14 protein-coding genes are annotated in these 21,018 nt (G+C 68.4%); 2 read left to right on the top strand and 12 right to left on the bottom strand.

Annotated elements, in window-relative coordinates; translation table 11 throughout:
- Positions 1 to 5: 5 nt before the first annotated feature.
- From OHU35_RS32545 to OHU35_RS32535, 3 genes are all read right to left on the bottom strand, one after another.
- On the bottom strand, positions 6 to 1,781 hold the full coding sequence (locus tag OHU35_RS32545) for a glycosyltransferase (protein ID WP_189721653.1): 1,776 nt from the start codon (positions 1,779 to 1,781) through the stop codon (positions 6 to 8).
- A complete protein-coding gene (locus OHU35_RS32540; RefSeq protein WP_405507817.1) occupies positions 1,778 to 3,049 on the bottom strand; it encodes a nucleotide sugar dehydrogenase in 1,272 nt (423 codons plus the stop codon). Before OHU35_RS32540 ends, OHU35_RS32545 begins: the two co-directional genes overlap by 4 nt.
- Before the next feature lie 219 nt (positions 3,050 to 3,268).
- Complete coding sequence (locus tag OHU35_RS32535; RefSeq protein ID WP_359888630.1) at positions 3,269 to 4,285, bottom strand: hypothetical protein; 1,017 nt, start codon at positions 4,283 to 4,285, stop codon at positions 3,269 to 3,271.
- Between the two features lie 82 nt (positions 4,286 to 4,367).
- On the opposite strand from OHU35_RS32535, the gene OHU35_RS32530 reads away from it, so the two are divergent.
- Positions 4,368 to 4,739, top strand: coding sequence for an NTP pyrophosphohydrolase (locus tag OHU35_RS32530; protein WP_189721656.1), 372 nt, complete (start codon positions 4,368 to 4,370; stop codon positions 4,737 to 4,739).
- Between the two features lie 164 nt (positions 4,740 to 4,903).
- Here the strand turns inward: OHU35_RS32530 and OHU35_RS32525 are convergent, their stop codons facing one another.
- From OHU35_RS32525 to ngcE, 9 genes are all read right to left on the bottom strand, one after another.
- Positions 4,904 to 6,403 carry an amino acid permease gene (locus OHU35_RS32525; protein WP_405507815.1) on the bottom strand — a complete coding sequence of 500 codons (1,500 nt, stop codon included), beginning with the start codon at positions 6,401 to 6,403 and terminating at the stop codon, positions 4,904 to 4,906.
- A 145-nt stretch (positions 6,404 to 6,548) separates the two neighbouring features.
- A complete protein-coding gene (dxs, locus tag OHU35_RS32520) occupies positions 6,549 to 8,471 on the bottom strand; it encodes a 1-deoxy-D-xylulose-5-phosphate synthase (protein WP_189721658.1) in 1,923 nt (640 codons plus the stop codon).
- Positions 8,472 to 8,659: 188 nt separating this feature from the next.
- The gene (locus OHU35_RS32515; protein ID WP_189721659.1) at positions 8,660 to 9,961 is read right to left on the bottom strand and encodes a sugar ABC transporter permease; all 1,302 of its coding nucleotides are present in this window, start codon (positions 9,959 to 9,961) and stop codon (positions 8,660 to 8,662) included.
- Positions 9,958 to 10,749, bottom strand: coding sequence for an ATP-binding cassette domain-containing protein (locus OHU35_RS32510; RefSeq protein ID WP_189721660.1), 792 nt, complete (start codon positions 10,747 to 10,749; stop codon positions 9,958 to 9,960). The genes OHU35_RS32515 and OHU35_RS32510 overlap by 4 nt, the downstream gene beginning before the upstream one ends.
- Positions 10,750 to 10,866: 117 nt before the next feature.
- Positions 10,867 to 11,967, bottom strand: a complete 1,101-nt coding sequence (locus tag OHU35_RS32505) for a sugar ABC transporter substrate-binding protein (protein ID WP_359889086.1) — start codon at positions 11,965 to 11,967, stop codon at positions 10,867 to 10,869.
- 133 nt (positions 11,968 to 12,100) lie between these two features.
- Complete coding sequence (locus tag OHU35_RS32500; protein ID WP_359889089.1) at positions 12,101 to 13,312, bottom strand: ROK family transcriptional regulator; 1,212 nt, start codon at positions 13,310 to 13,312, stop codon at positions 12,101 to 12,103.
- A 183-nt stretch (positions 13,313 to 13,495) separates the two neighbouring features.
- Positions 13,496 to 14,419 (bottom strand): carbohydrate ABC transporter permease, encoded by a 924-nt coding sequence (locus OHU35_RS32495; RefSeq protein ID WP_189721661.1) that lies wholly within the window; start codon positions 14,417 to 14,419, stop codon positions 13,496 to 13,498.
- On the bottom strand, positions 14,419 to 15,345 hold the full coding sequence (locus tag OHU35_RS32490) for a carbohydrate ABC transporter permease (RefSeq protein WP_189721662.1): 927 nt from the start codon (positions 15,343 to 15,345) through the stop codon (positions 14,419 to 14,421). Before OHU35_RS32490 ends, OHU35_RS32495 begins: the two co-directional genes overlap by 1 nt.
- 41 nt (positions 15,346 to 15,386) lie before the next feature.
- Positions 15,387 to 16,841, bottom strand: coding sequence for an N-acetylglucosamine/diacetylchitobiose ABC transporter substrate-binding protein (gene ngcE / locus OHU35_RS32485; protein WP_189721663.1), 1,455 nt, complete (start codon positions 16,839 to 16,841; stop codon positions 15,387 to 15,389).
- 368 nt (positions 16,842 to 17,209) lie between these two features.
- Here ngcE and OHU35_RS32480 point away from each other — a divergent pair, with 368 nt between their 5' ends.
- A complete protein-coding gene (locus OHU35_RS32480) occupies positions 17,210 to 21,013 on the top strand; it encodes a GH92 family glycosyl hydrolase (protein WP_405507811.1) in 3,804 nt (1,267 codons plus the stop codon).
- The last annotated feature ends 5 nt before the right edge of the window (positions 21,014 to 21,018 follow it).

The following is a 21,018-nucleotide window of genomic DNA, read 5'->3' as shown; positions in this document are numbered from 1 at the left end:
GCGGCCTACCAGCCGCCCTGACCGTTCCCCTGCTGCCCTTGCCGGCCGTGCTGCTGCCAGGAGGGATCCTGGTACGGGTACTCGCCCTGCTGCGGAGGGTGGCCGTGCCCTTGATACTGCTGCTGGTACGGGTCGGGGTACCCGTGCTGCCCTTCGTATTCGCCCTGCCACTGCTGCTGCCCGGCCGGTTCCGGCGTTCCCCAGCTCACGCGCTGCTGCGGGACGGCCGCGTGCTGCTCCTCGTGGTAGCCGGGGATCGGCTGCGGCTGGGCGGGGATCCCGCCGGTGGGACGGGGTTGGGTGCGCAGCGCCACGCCCTCCAGCCGCATCAGCTGGAGCGTCTCGGTGACCTTCTTGTCGGAGTACGGGTCCTCTTCCTCGAAGATCTCCGTCACATCGGCCTCGTGGTCGCCGGCCACGGACACCTCGACACCGCCCTGGCGCGTGCCCCAGCTCCCCTTGTGCAGGGTGAACAGGGCGTAGAAGCGCAGCGGCGTCAGCAGGGTCAGCTGGATCACGCCGTAGAGCGGCGCGAGCAGGAACATGCCGAACCGCTTGATGAAGCCCATCCCGCGCCGCGGGAAGTCGAGGTACCGCACATTGCGCAAGTAGCCCATCAGCACCATGAAGACGAGGTAGTCGCCGATGTGGTGGACGAACTGCTGGGGCTTGATGATGGGCAGGATGACCATCGAGTAGAACATCGCCGAGCCGAAGACCAGCCACAGCGCGAGTTCCATGCAGGTCAGCCAGAAGGCCGGCCGGTACTTCTTCTGGTGCCGGAAGGCCCACAGCGACTCGCGGAAGAAGGACTTGTTCCAGCGGACCTGCTGGCGCAGGAAGTGCGGCAGCTTCTCGGGGACGGCGGTGTAGCCGACGGCCGTCTCCTGGAAGACGACCTGGCCCTCCATCAGGCAGTAGTTGGTCATCCGTCGGTCGTCGCCGAAGACGGCCGGCTTGCCCAGGAACTGCTGGTTGAGGAAGTCCGGCAGGTACTTGCGCACCAGCGTGCCGCGGTACGCCGACAGGGCGCCGCAGCAGCACAGCACCGACTTCAGCCGCGAGTAGGCGGCCCGCTCGAAGAGGAACGAGTTGCCGTAGCGCAGGTCCTGGAGGCGGGTGAAGATGTTGCTGTCGTGGTTGAGCGCCAGCACCATGCCGGTGGAGGCCATGATCTTCTCGTCGGCCAGCGGCAGCAGCAGCTCGCGCACGGTGTCCCGGGACAGCACGGTGTCCGAGTCGACGCAGAGGAAGATGTCGGAGTACGGGGCGGCCTCGAAGCCCAGCGCCAGCGCCTCACGCTTGCCCTTGTTCTCGGGCTGCACGCTGACGGTGTACTTGACGCCCCTGGCCTCGAACTCGCGGCGCATCTTCTTCGCGGCCCTGATACCGGAGTCGGTGGCGCTGGCGTCGTCGATGATGTGGATCTCGTTCGGCAGGCGGCTCTGCGCGAGGAGGCTGCGCATGCCCTGCTCGAACATCACCGGGTCCTCGTTGTAGATCGGGATGACCGCGGTGACCCAGGCGTCCTCCAGGTACTCCAGCTCCTCCCGCCCGGCCTTGGCCGGACGGTAGAAGAGCGCGCCGAACATCTTCAGCGTCAGCAGGCCCATGGCACCCATGGAGTACAGGTGCAGGGAACCGGCGTCGAGACGGGTGGCGATCAGCGCGGCCAGGCCCAGGAAGACGAAGTACGAGACCTTCAGGTGCCGCCGCTTCCGGTGCGCTCGACGCCCACCGGAGTCGACGGCCCCGGGTATGTACGTATCTTCGGAAGTCACAGCTTGACCACCCGCGGGTGGTCGGCGGATTTGCCCCGGGTGTCGAACAACGCCCGGGCGTGGTCGGCGAGTTCGTCGAGGTCGATCTCGCGGTGCGGCTGGAGCAGGACGGTCAGGTCGGCGGTCTCGGCGGCGGCGAGATAGTCACCGGCCCGCTCGACCGGCACCCCGCCGACCCGCCAGTCCTCGACCCGGGGGTCGAAGTAGACGAGCTCGGCACCCCGCGCGAGGAGGTTCTCCGCGACGGCCAGCGCAGGGCTCTCCCGCTGGTCGGAGATGTCCGGCTTGTAGGTCACGCCGAGCAGCAGCACCCGGGAGCCGCGCACGGCCTTGCCCTGGTCGTTGAGCAGATCGGCCGCCCGGTTGACGACATGCACGGGCATCCGCTGGTTGATCTCCTGCGCCAGCTCCACGAACCGGAACGGGATGCCCAGCGAACGCACCTTGTACGAAAGGTAGTTGGGGTCGATCGGAATGCAGTGCCCGCCGACGCCCGGGCCGGGGTAGAAGGGCGCGAACCCGAACGGCTTCGTGGACGCGCACCGGATCGCGTCCCACAGATCGACGCCGATCTCCCGGCAGAACATCGACATCTCGTTGACGAGCGCGATGTTGACGTGCCGGTAGGTGTTCTCCAGCAGCTTGGCCATCTCGGCCTCGCGGGTGCCCTTGGCCTCGACGACCCGGTTCACGAAGCGCTCGTAGAGGGCGCGGGCCGCCTTGGTGCAGTCGGCCGTGATGCCGCCGACGACCTTGGGCGTGTTCTCCAGCCCGAAGGAAGGATTCCCCGGGTCGATGCGCTCCGGGGAGAAGGCGAGATGGAAGTCGGCCCCGACCCGCAGTCCCCCGGCCTCCAGCCGCGGCCTGACGACCTCGTCGGTGGTCCCCGGGTACGTCGTCGACTCCAGCACGACGAGCGTGCCGGCCCGCAGATGGGCGGCGATGTCGTCCACGGCGGCGTGCACCGCGCCGAGGTCGGGAGCACCGTGGTCGGTGAGCGGCGTCGGCACACACACCACGACGGCGGAGGCGTCCGCGATGACCTCGGCCCCGTCGGTGGCCTCGAAGCCCCGTTCCAGCATGGTGCGCACATCGGAGCCGGTGATGTCGTCCACATGCGAACAGCCGGCGTTCAGCCCGTCGACCACCCTGCGGCTGCGGTCGAGGCCGACCACCTTCAGTCCCGCGGCGGCCGCGGACCTGGCCAACGGCAGCCCCACGTAACCGAGTCCGACAACGACAAGATCCACCGTGGAGGATCTGCTCACGACATCATTCCCCAACCCCGTTGCCACGGCCCCGGCCAGGCGCACAGCAACCGGCCCCCCGAGCAAAATCGAACAAGTGCGAAGAGGTTAACAAGACCTTCACTTTTTGACCACGTTCACCCGAGGTGCGCCTTGTCACGCACACATCCGTACAACCCTTGACACACCTGGTGTGTCTGGAGCGACGGGAGCCACAAAGGGAACGGTCCTGCCGGGGTGTCAGACCTCCCGCCAGGCCTCCAGCGCGAGCCCGGGTTCGTCCTTGCGGCGGGTGAGAAGCAGTGTCCCGGCCGACGGCGAGAGCGACGCGGCGACGACCTCGTCCTGCTCGTCGAGCGCCACCGACACCACGGCGTCGGAGGGCAGCTGGGGGCCGGACTCGGTCCACCAGGCACCGGCCGACTCCTGTTCGGTCGGATAGGCGGCGAAGGCGACCCGGCCGCTCGCCGACCGCTGGGCGAGGACGGTGCAGTCGTGCCCCCCGATGTCACAGCGCACGGCGGACACCGGCCCGGGTCCGGCGGAGGCGATGAGCGTCACCGGCTTCTCGCCCGGCCGCCAGGCGCACACGTCGCCCGAGGTGTCCGTGAAGAAGAGGGTGGTGTGCGCGGCGGACGTGGCGAGCGCCCGGAGCGTCCCCGGCCGGACGGGCACTTCGACGCCCTCCGTCCGCACCGGCGTCCTGCCGGGCTCCTCCTGCCGCCAGTGCAGCACCCCGCCTGGCACGGAGGCATACACCTCCACGAGCCCCGACTCCCCCGTCACGGCGGCCGGCTCGCCCTCCACGTCGTGCCCTCCGAGGTCCTGCCAGGGCCCCCAGCCGCCCTTCTCCTTCTGGTTGCGCAGGCTCACCCCACCGCTCTGGTTGCGGACGAAGACATAGCCACGCCCCGCCGAGTCGACGGCGACGGCCGGCGGGCCCGTCCGGTCGCCCTTCTTGTCCGGGTGCCCGATCGAGACCCAGTCCAGGGGCGCGAGCCGGGGACGGAAGTGCGTCGAATGCACGAGCCCCGACTCGCCGGGCACGGTCGGCCGCCAAGCGGCCAGATGGGTGTAGCCGTCGGCGCCCTGGCCGATCGCCGGGCCCGGGTGCAGCTTCTGGCCGCCGCCGACGGTGCGGGGATCGTCCCAGGAGCCGGCGGGGCCGCGTTCCGCACGGCACAGGACGGCGTCGCCGGAGGGGAGATAGACGGTGAGGCGGCCGTCGCGGCCGCGGAGGAGCCAGTCGCCGTTCACCAGTTCACTTTATGCGGGCGGGGCGGCTCCGTGCGCGGCCCGCCCCCTGCCTGGCCGACAACCGCCGTGCGACCCTGGCCGCATGAACGACAACGCGCCCCTCCTCGTCGTCGTCGACGCCGCGAACGTCGTCGGATCGGTACCGGACGGCTGGTGGCGGGACCGACGGGGTGCCGCGGAGCGGCTGCGCGACCGGTTGGCGTCGGACGGGGTGCCGGGGGTTTCCGGGCCGGTGGAGGTCCTGCTCGTGGTGGAGGGGGCGGCTCGGGGGGTGGAGTCGGTGCCGGGGGTGCGGGTGGAGTCGGCGTCGGGCAGCGGTGACGACCACATCGTCGAGGTGGTCGCGGGGGCTGCTGAGCGGTCCGTACTGGTCGTCACGGCGGACCGGGAGCTGCGGCGGCGGGTCGGCGAGCTGGGGGCGGAGGTGGCGGGGCCGCGTACGGTGCGGCCGTAGGCGCCCGGCGTCGGTGCCGGTGCCGGGTGGGGCCGCAGCCCGGCGGAGCGGGGTGCCTCCCCCACCGCCCACCCGTGCCGCCCTGGGGGCACCTCCCAGGCCCGTAAGGCACTGAGGGAGGCACATATGCCCGCGGCTCAGCAGACCCGCACCCCGGGTGGCGACTACGGCGTGTTCTCCGCCTTGGCTTCCTCTCCCGTCGCGAGGCGGCTGTGCGTGCGGCCGTAGAGGAAGTACACGAGGAACCCGGCGGCCATCCAGATCCCGAACCGCACCCACGTCTCGGCGGGCAGGTTGATCATCAGCCACAACGAGGCGCACACCGACAGGATCGGGATGACCGGCACCCACGGGGTCCGGAAGGACCGCGGCAGGTCCGGGCGCTGCTTGCGGAGGATGATCACGCCGACGGCCACGACCACGAAGGCGAACAGCGTGCCGATGTTCACCAGCGCGGCGAGTTCGGTCAGCGGCGTGAAGCCCGCCAGCACCGCGATGATCACGCCGAGCAGGATCGTCGGCCTGTGCGGGGTCTTGAACCGCGGGTGGACGTGCGAGAAGAACCGCGGCAGCAGCCCGTCGCGGCTCATCGCGAAGAACACCCGGGTCTGGCCGAGGAGCAGGATCATGCACACCGTCGTCAGGCCGACCGCGGCCCCGAAGCTGATGAAGCCCGCGAACCACGGATGCCCGGTCGCCTTGAAGGCGTCGGCGAGCGGCGCGTCGACCGACAGCTCGCTGTAGTGCTGCATACCGGTGACGACGATCGACACGAGGACGTACAGCGTCGTGCAGATCACGAGGGAGCCGAGGATGCCGCGCGGCATGTCGCGCTGCGGGTTCTTGGTCTCCTCCGCGGCCGTGGCCACGACGTCGAAGCCGATGAAGGCGAAGAACACGACCGAGGCGGCGGTGAAGATGCCCATCACGCCGAAGTTGGAGGGCGCCCAGCCGAACATGAGCTGGATCAGTGGGGAATCGAGACTGGAGCCGGCCGGTACCGGCTTCTCCTCCGGGATGAACGGGTCGTAGTTGTCGCCGTTGATGAGGAACGCACCCGCGATGATCACGACGAGGACGACCGTCACCTTGATGGCGACGACGACCGACGTGATCCGCGCGGACAGCTTCATGCCGACGACGAGGATGCCGGTGAGGACGAGGACGAGCGCGGCGGCGAGGATGTCGAAGCCGAAGGCGTCGGCGCCCTCTCGGCTGCCCAGGGCCACGGGCATCGTCCAGCCGGCGTTCTCCAGCAGCGACTGGATGTAGCCCGACCAGCCGACGGCCACCACCGCCGTACCGAGCGCGAACTCCAGAACGAGGTCCCAGCCGATGATCCAGGCGGGCAGTTCACCGAGGGAGGCGTACGAGAACGTGTAGGCGGACCCGGCGACCGGGACCGTGGACGCGAACTCGGCGTAACAGAGTGCGGCCAGGGCGCAGGCGACGCCGGCCGCGACGAACGCCAGGGCCGTCGCGGGCCCCGCGTTGTCCTTGGCGACAGTGCCGGTGAGTACGAAGATGCCGGTGCCGATGATCACGCCGACGCCGAAGACGGTCAGATCCAGCGCGGACAAGGACTTCTTGAGCGCGTGCTCTGGCTCCTCGGTGTCGAGGATGGACTGCTCGACCTTCTTCGTCCGGAAGAGGGTGCTGGTCACGGGATACCTCCCACGCTTGTCGTCCTCGACATGATCGAGAGGTGGCACCATCCGTATGCCCCGGCACGGACGCATTCACGCCAATGGGCCGGTTACACCACCCTCATGGTGGGGAAACCGGCCCATCCGAACCCGTTCGGCCGTGTCAGTCGCGCACGGATTCCACGGACTCCACGGCACCGCCCTCGTACCGTCCGTCCAGCTTGGCGACCAGCCCGGTCACCTGCCGGGCGATGTCCGGCGCGGTGAGGCCGATCTCGGCGAGGATCTCGGCACGCGTGGCGTGGTCGAGGAAGCGCGGCGGGATGCCGAAGTCACGCAGCGGCACATCCACACCCGCGTCCCGCAGTGCCTGCGCGATCGCCGATCCCACGCCCCCGACCCGGCTGTTGTCCTCGACGGTGACGACCACGCGGTGCCGCTCGGCGAGCGGGGCCATGGCCTCGTCGACGGGCTTGACCCAGCGCGGGTCGACGACGGTGGTGGAGATGCCCTGCTTGTCGAGCAGCCCGGCGATCTCCAGGCACATCGGGGCGAGGGCTCCGACGGAGACCAGCAGCACGTCCGGCCGGTCGGTGCCGGGCTCACGCAGCACGTCCATGCCGCCGACGCGGCCGACGGCGGGTACGGCGGGACCGACGGCACCCTTGGAGAAGCGGACCACGGTCGGCGCGTCGTCGACCGCGACGGCCTCGCGCAGCTGCGCGCGGACCTGGTCGGCGTCACGCGGCGCGGCCAGCCGCAGCCCCGGCACGACCTGCAGGATCGACATGTCCCACATGCCGTTGTGGGAGGCCCCGTCGGTGCCGGTGACACCGGCCCGGTCCAGCACGAAGGTGACACCGCACTTGTGCAGGGCCACGTCCATCAGCACCTGGTCGAAGGCGCGGTTGAGGAAGGTGGCGTACACGGCGAACACCGGGTGCACTCCGCCCGTCGCCAGGCCGGCCGCCGACACGGCGCCGTGCTGCTCGGCGATGCCGACGTCGTAGACCCGGTCGGGGAAGCGCTTGGCGAACTTCTCCAGGCCCACCGGCTGGAGCATCGCGGCCGTGATGGCGACGATGTCCTCGCGCTCCTTGCCGAGTTCGACCATCTCGTCACCGAAGACGGAGGTCCAGTCGGCGCCGGAGCTCTTGATCGGCAGGCCCGTGTCGGGGTGGATCTTGCCGACGGCGTGGAAGCGGTCGGCCTCGTCCTGGAGGGCGGGCTGGTAGCCGCGGCCCTTCTCGGTGAGGCAGTGCACGATGACCGGGCCGCCGAACCGCTTGGCCTTGGCGAGCGCGGACTCCAGGGCCTCGAGGTCGTGCCCGTCGATCGGGCCGACGTATTTCAGGCCGAGGTCCTCGAACATGCCCTGCGGGGCGATGAAGTCCTTCAGGCCCTTCTTGGCGCCGTGCAGGGTGTCGTAGAGCGCCTGGCCGACGACGGGGGTGCGCTCCAGCACCTCCTTGGTGCGGGCGAGGAACCGCTCGTAGCCGTCCGTCGTCCGCAGCGTCGCGAGGTGGTTGGCGAGACCGCCGATGGTCGGCGCGTAGGACCGCTCGTTGTCGTTGACGACGATGACGAGGGGCCGGTCCTTGGCGTCGGCGATGTTGTTCAGCGCCTCCCAGGCCATGCCGCCGGTCAGGGCCCCGTCACCGATCACGGCGACCACGTGGTCGTCGCGGTCCATGATCTGGTTGGCCTTGGCGATGCCGTCGGCCCAGCCGAGGACGGTCGAGGCGTGCGAGTTCTCGATGACGTCGTGCTCGGACTCGGCCTGCGAGGGGTAGCCGGACAGGCCGCCCTTCATCTTGAGCTTGGAGAAGTCCTGACGGCCGGTGAGCAGCTTGTGGACGTAGGACTGGTGGCCGGTGTCCCAGAGCACCTTGTCCCTGGGCGAGTCGAAGACCCGGTGCAGGGCGATGGTGAGCTCCACCACGCCGAGATTGGGGCCGAGGTGACCGCCGGTCTTGGAGACCGCTTCGACGAGGAAGCTCCGGATCTCCTCCGCCAGCTGGTTCAGCTCCTCCAGGCTGAGCCGGTCCAGATCGCGCGGTCCCCTGATACGGGTCAGCAGCGGCACCCGTGCCTCCTTGCAGTAGAGCTGATCGAGCTGTTGCCGGGCGTGTCGAGTCTAATGTTCCGCTCCTGAGGGCTGCGCCGAGGCCTTGGGGCATACATCACGCTTTCGGCTGTACCCAAGTTGTGCCACACCTACGACACAACTGTGCCCGGCACCTCTCGATGCCGGGCACAGGGGGTCGGTCGGCGTTACGCGCGGCCCGCGGTCTTCTGCGTCTTGCGCGTCACCGCGTCGATCACGACCGTGGCCAACAGCACACCACCAGTGATCATGTACTGCACCGGAGAGGCGATGCCCTCCAGGGCGAGCCCGTACTGGATCGACACGATCACCAGCACGCCGAGCAGCGCGTTCCACGTCCGCCCGCGACCGCCGAACAGCGACGTACCGCCGATCACCGCGGCGGCGATCGCGTTCATCAGCAGGTCACCGCCGCCCGCGCCCTGGTTCGCCGCGGCGATCTTCGACGCGATGAACAGACCGCCCACCGCGGCGAACGTCCCGGAGATGGCGAACACCGAGATCCGGACCAGCTCCACGTTGATACCGGCCCGGCGCGACGCCTCGACGCTGCCGCCGAGCGCGAACACCTTCCGCCCGTACGCCGTACGCCGCAGCACGAAGTCCGTGACCAGGAGCACCACGATGAAGATCACCACGGCCAGCGGCAGGCCCTTGTACTGGTTGAAGACGATCGCGACGGCGAAGGTCAGGACCGCGAGGAGCACCGTCCGCACCACCGTCTCGCTCAGCGGCCGCGACGGCACGCCCGCGGCCTCGCGCCGCCGGTTGCCGAGGAAGGAGCTGAGGAAGTACCCGACGGTCACCACCGCGGCCAGACCGTAGGCGGCGGCCACGTCGGAGAAGTAGTAGCTGGTCAGCTGGGCCACGACCCCGTCCGGGTCGAGGTTGATCGTGCCGTTGTCGCCCAGGATCTGGAGCATGAAGCCGTTCCAGAACAGCAGGCCGGCCAGCGTGACGGCGAAGGCGGGGACGCCGATCTTCGCGAAGAAGAAGCCGTGCAGCGCGCCGGCGACGGTGCCGGTGACGATGGCCAGCACGAAGGCGAGCCACTCGTTCATGCCGTTGGTGACATTGAGCACGGCGAAGCTCGCGCCCGCCACACCGCTGACCGAGCCGACCGACAGATCGATCTCACCGAGCAGCAGCACGAACACGATGCCGACGGCGATCATGCCGGTGCCGACCATGGCGACGGACATGTCGGACAGGTTGCCCGCGGTGAGGAAGTTGGAGTTCAGGCTCTGGAAGATGATCCAGATGATGGCCAGGCCGACGACCACCGGGATGGAACCCAGGTCACCGGACTTCATCTTCCGCTTGAACTCGGTGACGTAGCCCGCGAAGCCCTGCTCGCGCACCAGGAGCCGGGGGTCGACGACCGTGACGGCGGCCTTGGCCGCCTCGGGGTTCGCCACGACGTGGTCCTCGGGAGTTCCCGGAGCCGCGGAGGTCTTGTCGATGCTCACTTGGAAGCCTCCCCGTTCGTGCGCGCCGCACGGCGGGTCACGGCGTTGTCGGTGGCGCCGGTGATGGCGGAGATGATCTCTTCCTGCGAGGTCGACTTGACCTCGAAGATGCCGTTGTTGCGCCCGAGGCGCAGCACGGCGACCTTGTCCGCGACGGCCTTGACGTCGGCCATGTTGTGGCTGATGAGGATGACGGCGTGGCCGCGCTCGCGCAGCCGCTCGACGAGGTCGAGGACCTGGGCGGTCTGCTCGACGCCGAGGGCGGCGGTGGGCTCGTCGAGGATGACCAGCTTCGGCTCGCCGAGCATGGACCGCGCGATGGCCACCGTCTGGCGCTGGCCGCCGGAGAGCGAGGCGATCGGGATGCGGACGCTGGGGATGCGGATCGACAGCGTGTCGAGCAGCTCGCGGGAGCGGCGCTCCATCTCCACCTCGTCCAGGACGCCGCGCTTGCGGATCTCCCGGCCCAGGTAGAGGTTGCCGACGACGTCGATGTTGTCGCACAGCGCGAGGTCCTGGTAGACGGTCGCGATGCCCAGGTTCTGGGCGTCGTGCGGCTTGTCGATCTGGACGGACCTGCCGTCCCATTCGATGACGCCCTCATCGATGGGGTGCACGCCGGCGATCGTCTTGACCAGCGTGGATTTTCCGGCGCCGTTGTCGCCGACCAGGGCGACCACTTCACCGGCATGGACCTCAAGCTCTACGTCGGTGAGCGCCTGTACGGCACCGAACCGCTTGGAGACCCCGCGCAACGCCAGCACGGGCGTAGCGGACACGTGAACCATCTCCTTCGCCGCCTGACCAGCGGGAGGTTGTGCAGAAAGTGTGGGAGGAGTGATCACTCCGGCGCCCCGCGTAGCTTGCGGGGCTGGTGTGCGGGGCGCCGGAGGAACTCGGGGTGACTACTTGAGGCCGATCTTGTCGCACGCGGCCTTGTACTTGCCGGTGCAGATCTCGCTCACGGTGTAGATGCCGTCCTTGATGACGGTGTCCTTGATGTTGTCCTTCGTCAGCGAGACGACCGGGACGAGGACGGAGGGGACGGCCTTGGTGGTCGGGCTGTCGACCTTGTCCTTGGCGATGGAGTCGAGCGACTTGCCCTGGGCGAGCGCGACGGCCATCTCCGCGGCGACGTCGGCCTCCTGCGGGTAGGGCTTGTAGACGCTCATGTACTGCTCACCGGTCACGATGCGCTGCACACCCGCGAGTTCGGCGTCCTGGCCGGTGACCGGGACGTCGGCGATGCCGGCGGCCTTCAGGGCCGTGATGATGCCGCCCGCCATGCCGTCGTTGGCGGAGTAGACGCCGACGATCTTGTCCTTGCCGAGGGCGGAGATGGCGCCCTCCATGTTGGCGTTGGCGTTCTCCGGCTTCCACTCCTTGGTGTCGTACTCGCGGCCGACCTTCACCTTGCCGTCGAGGACGGAGTGGGCACCCTTCTTGAACAGGGCGGCGTTGGGGTCGGTGGACGACCCGTTCATCATGACGATCTGGCCGTCCTTGGCCTTGTCGCCCAGCGCCTTCAGCAGGGCCTCGCCCTGGGTCTTGCCGACGGTGACGTTGTCGAACGAGGTGTAGGCGTCGATCGGGCCCTCGGCCAGGCGGTCGTAGGCGACGACGGGGATGCCGGCGTCCTTGGCCTTCTTCACCGAGCCTGCGATGGCCTTGGAGTCCACCGCGTCCACGATCAGCACGTCGACCTTGTTGGAGATCATCGTGTCGACCTGCTGGTTCTGCTTGGCCGCGTCCTGATTGGCGTTGGCGTAGACGACCTCGCCCTTGCCGCTCGTGAGTTCCTTGACCTTCTTCTCGATGAGCACCCGGTCGAACTTCTCGTAGCGGGCGGTCGCGTTCTCCGGAAGGAGCAGGGCGACCTTGATGTCGTCGCCCTTCTTGGCGGACCCGCTGGAATCGGCGTTGTCGCCGGACTCCTTGGCGCTGCCACAGGCAGCAAGCGAAACGGCCATCGCACCGGCGGCAATCGCAACAGCGGCGCGACGCATACGCGTGTTCACTTCAGAAACCTCCCTGACGAGGCCGCGACATTGCGGCCGAGGTGGCTGGAAGTCAACTCGGCCACACGTGCGACGTCAAGAAGTAAATCCTTAACGAGATGGCAACGGTGCCATCCGTTCTCTAAGTGAAGGCGGGGGCCGCTGTCTGCAGCATCCCAGGGGCAGTTCCGTCCAAAAGCGTTGAATCGCCCATCTCGCTGAGGGCGAGAGCGAGCGCTCCGAGGACCTCTGCACGGCCGCCGAGGGCACCCGGGAGAACGGACAACTGGCGTGCCGCACTGGGGATCGCGTAGCGCCCGACGGACTCCCGGATCGGTCCGAGCACCAGCTCACCGGCCTCGGCGAGATCACCGCCGAGGACCACGCGGCTGGGGTTCAGCAGATTGCAGAGATTGGCCACTCCGCTGCCGATGTGGCGGCCGACATCGGCGACCACGCGACGGCAGCCCGGGTCGCCGTCCCGTGCGAGGCGCACGACGCCTTCCATCGTCAGGTCGGTGCCGTGGCTGGACTGCAGGAGCGGGAGCACATAGCGCGCGGCCGCGAAGGTCTCCAGGCAGCCGCGGTTTCCGCAGCGGCAGACGGGGCCGGACTCATCGAGAGTGATATGTCCGATTTCCCCGGCTGTACCGCCGGGCCCCCGGTAGATCTTCCCGTTGATCACCAGACCGGCGCCGACACCGCTGGCGACCTTGATGTACGCCAGGTCGCGCACCCCGCGACCGCTGCCCCAGACCATCTCGCCGAGGGCGCCGAGGTTGGCGTCGTTGTCCACGTGCACCGGCACGCCGAGCCGCCCCCGCAGCTCCTCGGCGGGCTTGGTGCCGGTCCAGCCGGGCAGGATGGCGGTCGAGCCGAGGGTCCCCGACTCGACGTCGATGGGTCCGGGCACGCCCAGACCGACCCCGGCGATCTTGGACCGGTCGACCCCGGTGGCCTCGATCAGCCGGCTGACCAGTTGTTCCGCCCGGTCGAAGCCCTGCGTCGAGGAGGCGTCCACGTCCAGCGGCTCGGACTCCTCGGCGAGCACCTGGTGGGCGAGGTTCCCGACCGCGACGCGCAGGTGGGTGTGCCCGAAGTCGACTCCTATGACGATCCCGGCGTCCCCGCTGAGCGACACGCTGCGGGCCCGGCGCCCCCCTGCCGATGTCGGCGTGACCTCGACGGTGCCGCCGTCCTTCAACTCCCGGACGATGTTGGAGACCGTCGCCGCGGACAGGCCCGTCGTCCGCGCGATCTCGGCCTGGGTGAGGGAGCCCGCCAGACGCACGGCACGTACGACCCGCTCCAGGTTGGCTCGGTGCAGCGACGACTGCGACCCCGGAGTCTCCACGACGACCTCCTGCGCGCGGGGCCGCTTCGATGAGACCCCGTCCATGTCCAACTAGTGAACTCTAAGCTGAGCTGTTCGGGTCGCCTCCCGTCAAGAGGTTGAGCCGTTTCCAGGTCCATGGACACACGCCCGCACGCCGCCCCCGGGACCGGGAGCGGCGTGTACGCGAGCGAACGCGCAGGGTTATTTGAGCGCGCCGGCCGTCAGCCCCTGCACCACCTGCCGCTGGAAGACGATGTACGCGGCGAGCACCGGCAGCATCGCCATCACCAGGCCCGCGAAGAGACCCGACCAGTCGCCCTTGTAGCCCTGGCTGACCGCGAGCTGCACGAGGCCCTGGGTGAGGACGCGCTTGTCCGGGTCCGTGTTGAGGACCGTGGGAAGCATGTACTGGTTCCACTGGCCCAGGAAGTTGAAGATGCCCACGCTGACCAGGCCCGGCTTGGCCATGGGCAGCATGATCTGGAAGAACGTACGGCTGTGGGAGGCGCCGTCGACGAAGGCCGCCTCCGCGATGGACGTCGGCAGGGTCCGGAAGAACGCCGTCAGGAAGAACACCGTGAACGGCAGCGAGTAGGCGATGTAGACCAGGATCAGCCCGTGGATGGTGTTCAGCAGGCCCATGTTGTTCACGACGTAGAAGAGCGGGACCAGCGCGAGCATGATCGGGAAGCTCATGCCGCCGATGAACAGGAAGTAGATGAAGCGGTTGCCCGGGAAGTCGAAGCGGGCCAGGACGTAGGCCGCCATCGAGCCGAGCACCAGGGTTCCGGTGAGCGAACCACCCACCACCAGGACGGTGTTGAGGAAGTAGTCGCTCATATTGGCCTCGGTCCACGCCCGCGACCAGTTGTCGAAGTGCAGCGTGTCCGGCAGCGACCAGGGCGAGGAGAAGATGGACCGGTCGTCCTTGAAGGACGTCATCACCGCCCAGAGCAGCGGCATCACCACCATGAACGCCCAGATGACGAGGACGCCGTGGGAGAAGACGTTGAGGACCGTGCCCTCCTTCTTCGCCTTCGGCGGCGGGCCCGGCGGGAGGTCCTCCTTGGTGACGGGCGCGCCGGACTCGGCCGGCACGGGCGCGGGGGTCTGCGTCGTCTTCATCAGTACTCCAGCCGCTCGCGACGGCCCAGCCGCATCACCACGGCGGCGAAGGCCAGCGTGACGACGAGCAGGGCGACACCGATGGTGGTGGCGTAGGCGGCCTGCCCGTCACGGAACGCCTTCTGGTACACGTACAGGACCATGACGGTGGTCGAGTAGTCGGGGCCGCCCGGCCCGGTCGTCATGATCTGCACGACCGCGAACGACTCGGCGCCCAGGGCGAGGATGCCCATGTAGACCCAGCCGGACTGCACGGTGTCCCACAGCAGCGGCAGGGTGACGCGGAAGAAGGTCGTGGCGCGGCCCGCCCCGTCCAGCAGGGCCGCCTCGTACATCTCCGCCGGGATGGAGGCCATGCCGGCGGAGAAGAGCACCACGAAGAAGCCGACCGTGGACCAGACGAGCACCGCCATCACGGCCCACAGCGCGAGGTCGGGGTCGCCGAGCCACAGCGGCTGGACGTCGTCGAGGCCGATCCCGCGCAGGATCGAGTTGATCGCGCCGCTGTCCGGGTTGTACGCGAACGCGAACAGCAGCGCGACGATGGCGATGGACAGCACCTGCGGAAAGAAATAGACGATCTTGTAGAACGAGGAGCCCCGGACGCCGGTGACCACCGGTCCGTTCTTCCTCTTCCGCCCGCCGACATTGATCATGAAGGCGAAGAACAGCGCCAGGCTGATCGTCACGACCGGCAGCAGAAGCGCGAAGAGCAGACTGTGCTGCAACGATTTCCAGAAGATCTCGTCGTCGAGCAGCCGGCTGTAGTTGTCGAAGCCGACCATCTTGAATTCGGGGCTCAGGCCGGTCCAGTCCGTGAACGAGTAATAGATGGACTGGATGAACGGCCAGACCACGAAGAGCGCGTACAGGCCGAGGGGCAACGCGAGGAAGCCCACGATGAACCGGTACTTGCCGTGCTGCATCGCCACTCCGGTGCCGTTGCGGAAATGAGTTTCCGGTGCCGTTACTGGTGCTTGTAGTGCTTGATCGAGTCGTCCTTGGCGGCCTCGTCGGCGAAGCCCTGGATCTTCTTGATGGCCTCGGCCGGGGTGAGGCGGCCGGCCATCATCTCGCCCAGGCCGGACACGCCGATCTTCTCCTTCTGCAACTGCACGTACCAGTCCTGGAGACGGGGGTTCACCACGTTGTCTCCGGCCTTCTCCAGGGCCGCGACACCCGACTTCAGACCCGGGGTGAGGGCGATGCCGTCGGTGCCGCCGTTGTACGCGGTCAGCGACTTCACCTTGCTCGTGAAGTTCTTCGAGGACGCCTCGCTGAGCATGATGCGCAGCTGCTCCATGCCGCCCTCGGCGTTCTTCGCCTTGGACGGGACGATGAAGGGCTCGCCGCCGGAGGCCCAGATGGTGCCGAAGGGCAGCTTGTCGGAGGAGTCGATTCCGGTGGGCGCGGAGACGGACAGGCCGAAGTCCTTCGGGATGACGTTGGCCGACTCGTTCTCCACCCAGGAGCCGTTCGGGATGAACAGCGCCTTGCCCTGGGCCCAGGCCGTCTGCGACTGGATGTGGTCCAGACCGGGGGTGCCCTTGAGGACGTAGCCCTTCTTGAAGAGCTCGTAGTAGGCCTCGAAGCAGGCCTTGACGGCCGGGTGCTTCCAGGCGTTCGGCTCCAGGTTGTCGATGGCGTCGAGGACCTCGGCGCCGCCGACCTTGCCGATCATCGGGTAGAGCGAGAACGGCAGGTAGTACGGGTACTTGCCCGCGTACGTCCAGCCCGCCATGCCCTTCTTCTTGGCCTTCGCGCAGACCGCGAGCATCTGGTCCCAGGTCTCGGGGTACTGCTCGTCGAGCGAGTCCAGGGCCTTCTGCGAGTACCAGACGCCGTACACCGTGTAGGCGTAGTAGAAGATCCAGACCTTCTCGCCGTCGAACTGGCCCATCTCGACGATGCCGGGGCGCAGTGTGTCGCGGACCTTCTTGGCCGGATCGTCGTAGGAGGGCGCGTCCAGCAGCGGGGTGAGGTCGGTGAGCTGGTCCTTGCCGACCAGGACGCCCATGTCCATCTGCTCGGCGCCGGAGTTGTCGATGAGGTCCGGCGGGGTGCCCTGGTTGAAGCGGGGCTGGAGCGTGGACTGGATCTTCTGGGTGGCGGAGAACTTCACCTTCACCTTGGGGAAGTTCTTCTCGTAGACCTTCACCGCGTCCTCGGCGTACTCCTTGCCGAAGCCGCCGTCGAACAGGACGAATTCCATGCCCGCGGTGTCGTTGACACCGAGCGGATTCTTCGCGGTCTTCTTGCCGGCCTTGGCCTTGTCGCCGCTGTCGTCGCCGCCGCCGCTGGCGCAGGCGGACAGGAAGCTCATCGTCGGTACGGAGATCAGCCCGAGCGCGGCGGACCTCTTGATCAGATCACGGCGGCCGACACCCTCGGTGCCGTGGTTCTCGGCGGAAGTGGATCCCATGCTCAAGTCCTCGCCTTCTCCAGGACTCAGGCGGTGAACCGGATCCTCCCCGGCACCGCGATCGGGTCACGCTGGGTCGTGCAGGAAAGTGCGGGTGGTGATGTGCGGATGGTGTGAATCGTCCGACAGGTATAGTCCACTTCCCGTCAGCGGATCAAGATCGAACACAGGGTTGGCCGTGGGTCTTATCCGAGTTGAGACCTCGCGGAAAGTCGAGCGGTCCGTGCGGTCCCCGACGGAAATATCCCGGTCGTCGCGCCCGAATGCCACAACCAACACCCTTGACACTCTGCACCACTTGGGCAACTACTGGTCCTTGCGCATCGAAGCTGACAACGTTGTCCACTGCGCAGGGAGGGTACCCGTTGATGCAGCGGAAAGCTCGGCACAGATGGGGTTCGGCGGTCGTGTCGGCGACCGCCTTCACTTTGGCCCTGAGCTCACAGGGCGTTGCGGTCGCACTGCCCCAAGCCCCCGAGACCCCCGACCGGAGGTTCGCTTCCTCCTTCGAGTCGGACGACCCGGTTCCGGACTGGTTGAACACCGTCGACACCGCACCCGACGGCGGCAAGCGGGCCTCGGGTGTCGACGGCGGCTACAGCAGCGGCATACCGGGCAATGTGACCGACCATGTCACCGACGTCCGGGCCGGCGACGAGAACACGGGCGGGGGTGAGGTGAAGGAGAACCTCGTCGACGGCGAGCCGAGCACCAAGTGGCTCACCTTCGAGCCCACCGGCTGGGCCGAGTTCGATCTGGACAAACCAGTCAAACTGGTGCGTTACGCACTGACGTCGGCCAACGACCACGACGAGCGCGACCCCAAGGACTGGACCCTGAAGGGCTCCGCCGACGGCAAGGACTGGAAGACCCTCGACACCCGCTCCGGCGAGTCCTTCTCCGAGCGGTTCCAGACGAAGACGTACGACCTGGCGGAATCCGCCTCGGCCGAGTACCGGCACTTCCGGCTCGACATCACCGGGAACAACGGCGGCGACATCCTCCAGCTCGCCGACGTCCAGCTGTCCACGGGCGGCGGCGACGGGCCCGTCCCGCAGGACATGCTCTCCCTCGTCGACCGCGGCCCGAGCGGCTCCCCCACCGCCAAGGCGGGCGCCGGGTTCACCGGAAAGCGGGCCCTGCGCTACGCCGGCCGGCACACCGCCGACGGGCGGGCCTACTCGTTCAACAAGGTCTTCGACGTGAACGTGGCCGTCGGCCGGAACACGGAGCTGGCCTACCGGATCTTCCCGTCGATGGCGGACGGCGACCTCGACTACGACGCGACGAACGTGGCCGTCGACCTCGCCTTCACCGACGGCACCCATCTGAGCGAGCTCCGCGCCACCGACCAGCACGGCTTCCCACTGACACCACGGGGGCAGGGCGCGGCGAAGATCCTCTACGTCAACCAGTGGAACAACGTGGCCTCGCGGATCGGGTCGGTGGCGGCCGGAAAGACCGTGGACCGGATCCTGGTGGCGTACGACTCCCCCAAGGGTCCGGCGAAGTTCCGGGGCTGGCTGGACGACGTGACCCTCGAGTCCGCCGCTCCCGAGCGGCCGAAGGCGCATCTGTCCGACTACGCGGTGACGACCCGGGGCACCAACTCCAGCGGCGGCTTCTCGCGGGGCAACAACTTCCCGGCGACGGCGGTGCCGCACGGCTTCAACTTCTGGACGCCGGTGACCAACGCGGGCTCGCTGAGCTGGCTGTACGACTACGCGCGCGCCAACAACGCGGACAACCTGCCGACGATCCAGGCGTTCAGCGCTAGCCACGAGCCGAGCCCCTGGATGGGCGACCGGCAGACCTTCCAGCTGATGCCGTCCGTCGCCACCGGCACCCCTGACCTCGGCCGGGAGGCCCGGGAGCTGGCCTTCCGGCACGAGAACGAGACCGCGCGGCCCTACTACTACGGGGTGCGGTTCGAGAACGGGCTGAAGGCCGAGATGGCGCCGACCGACCACGCTGCGGCCCTGCGCTTCACCTACCCCGGCGACGACGCGAGCGTCCTCTTCGACAACGTCACCGACCAGGCGGGCCTGACCCTCGACAAGGAGAACGGGATCGTGACCGGCTACTCGGACGTGAAGTCCGGGCTGTCGACGGGAGCGACCCGGCTGTTCGTCTACGGCGCGTTCGACAAGCCGGTGACCGAGGGCTCGTCGTCCGGTGTGAAGGGCCATCTGCGCTTCAAGGCCGACGACCGGACCGTCACCCTGCGCCTGGCGACCTCGCTGATCAGCGTCGACCAGGCGAAGGACAACCTCCGCCAGGAGATCCCCGAAGGCAGGTCCTTCGAGGCCGTGAGGAAGAGCGCCCAGCGGCAGTGGGACCGGCTGCTCGGCAAGGTCGAGGTCGAGGGCGCGACACCGGACCAGCTGACGACGCTGTACTCCAGCCTGTACCGGCTGTACCTGTACCCGAACTCCGGTTTCGAGAAGGTCGGCGGGAAACACCAGTACGCCTCGCCGTTCTCCCCCATGCCGAACCCGGACACCCCGACACACACCGGCGCGAAGATCGTCGACGGCGAGGTGTACGTCAACAACGGCTTCTGGGACACCTACCGGACGACCTGGCCGGCCTACTCCTTCCTCACGCCGAGCAGGGCAGGCGAGCTGGTCGACGGGTTCGTGCAGCAGTACAAGGACGGCGGCTGGACCTCGCGCTGGTCCTCCCCCGGCTACGCGGACCTCATGACGGGCACGTCCTCGGACGTGGCGTTCGCGGACGCGTACGTCAAGGGCGTGGACTTCGACGCGAAGGCGGCGTACGACGCGGCCGTGAAGAACGCGACGGTCGTGCCCCCGAACCCGGGCGTCGGCCGCAAGGGCATGACCACCTCCCCCTTCCTCGGCTACACCAGCACCGAGACGCACGAGGGCCTGTCCTGGGCACTGGAGGGCTACCTCAACGACTACGGCATCTCCCGCATGGGCCGGAAGCTCTACGAGGAGACCGGCGAGCGGCGCTACAAGGAGGAGTCGGAGTACTTCCGGAACCGCGCCCAGGACTATGTGAACCTCTTCGACACGAAGGCCGGCTTCTTCCAGGGCCGGGACGCCAAGGGCGACTGGCGGGTCGAGTCCTCGACGTACGACCCGCGAGTCTGGGGCCACGACTACACCGAGACGAATGGGTACGGATACGCGTTTACCGCCCCACAGGACAGCCGGGGTCTGGCGAACCTGTACGGCGGCCGGAAGGGTCTCGCCGACAAGCTCGACGCCTACTTCTCCACGCCCGAGACGGCCTCCCCCGAGTTCGTCGGCTCCTACGGCGGTGTCATCCACGAGATGACGGAGGCGCGGGACGTACGGATGGGCATGTACGGGCACTCCAACCAGGTCGCGCACCACGCGATCTACATGTACGACGCGGCCGGGCAGCCCTGGAAGGCGCAGAAGAACGTCCGCGAGGTGCTGTCGCGCCTGTACACGGGCAGTGAGATCGGCCAGGGCTACCACGGCGACGAGGACAACGGCGAGCAGTCGGCCTGGTACCTGTTCTCCGCGCTCGGCTTCTATCCGCTGGTGATGGGCAGCGGCGAGTACGCGATCGGCTCACCGCTGTTCACGAAGGCGACCGTGCACCTGGAGAACGGGCGCGAGCTGGTGGTGAAGGCGCCGCGGAACAGCGCTGAGAACGTGTACGTGCAGGGGCTGAAGGTCAACGGCCGGGCCTGGTCCAAGACCTCCCTGCCGCACTCGGTGGTCGCCAAGGGCGGTGTCCTGGAGTTCGACATGGGCCCGCGGCCGTCGTCCTGGGGCACGGGGAAGCACGCCGCACCCGTGTCGATCACCCGGGGCGACGAGGTGCCGACGCCCCGCGCGGACGTGCTGAAGGGCGAGGGTGCCCTGTTCGACGACACGTCGGCGACGGACGCGGCGGCGACGTCGGTGGATCTGCCGGTCCCCGAGCGTGCCGAGGCGGTCCAGTACACGCTGACGTCGTCGTCGGACCGGGCGAAGGCGCCGACCGGCTGGACGCTCCAGGGCTCCTCCGACGGCACGACCTGGCGGACGCTGGACCGGCGCTCCGACGAGTCCTTCGCCTGGGACAGGCAGACCCGCGCGTTCACGGTGAGGTCACCGGGTACGTACGAGAAATACCGCCTGGTCCTCGACGACGAGGGCACGCTGGCGGAGGTCGAACTGCTCTCCTGAGCAAT

Origin of the sequence: Streptomyces purpurascens (assembly GCF_045040895.1) — a bacterium.
In the GTDB taxonomy this organism is placed as follows: Bacteria; Actinomycetota; Actinomycetes; order Streptomycetales; family Streptomycetaceae; genus Streptomyces; species Streptomyces purpurascens.
Note: the sequence above shows the minus strand (reverse complement) of the source record. Positions and strands in the feature narration are given on the sequence as shown.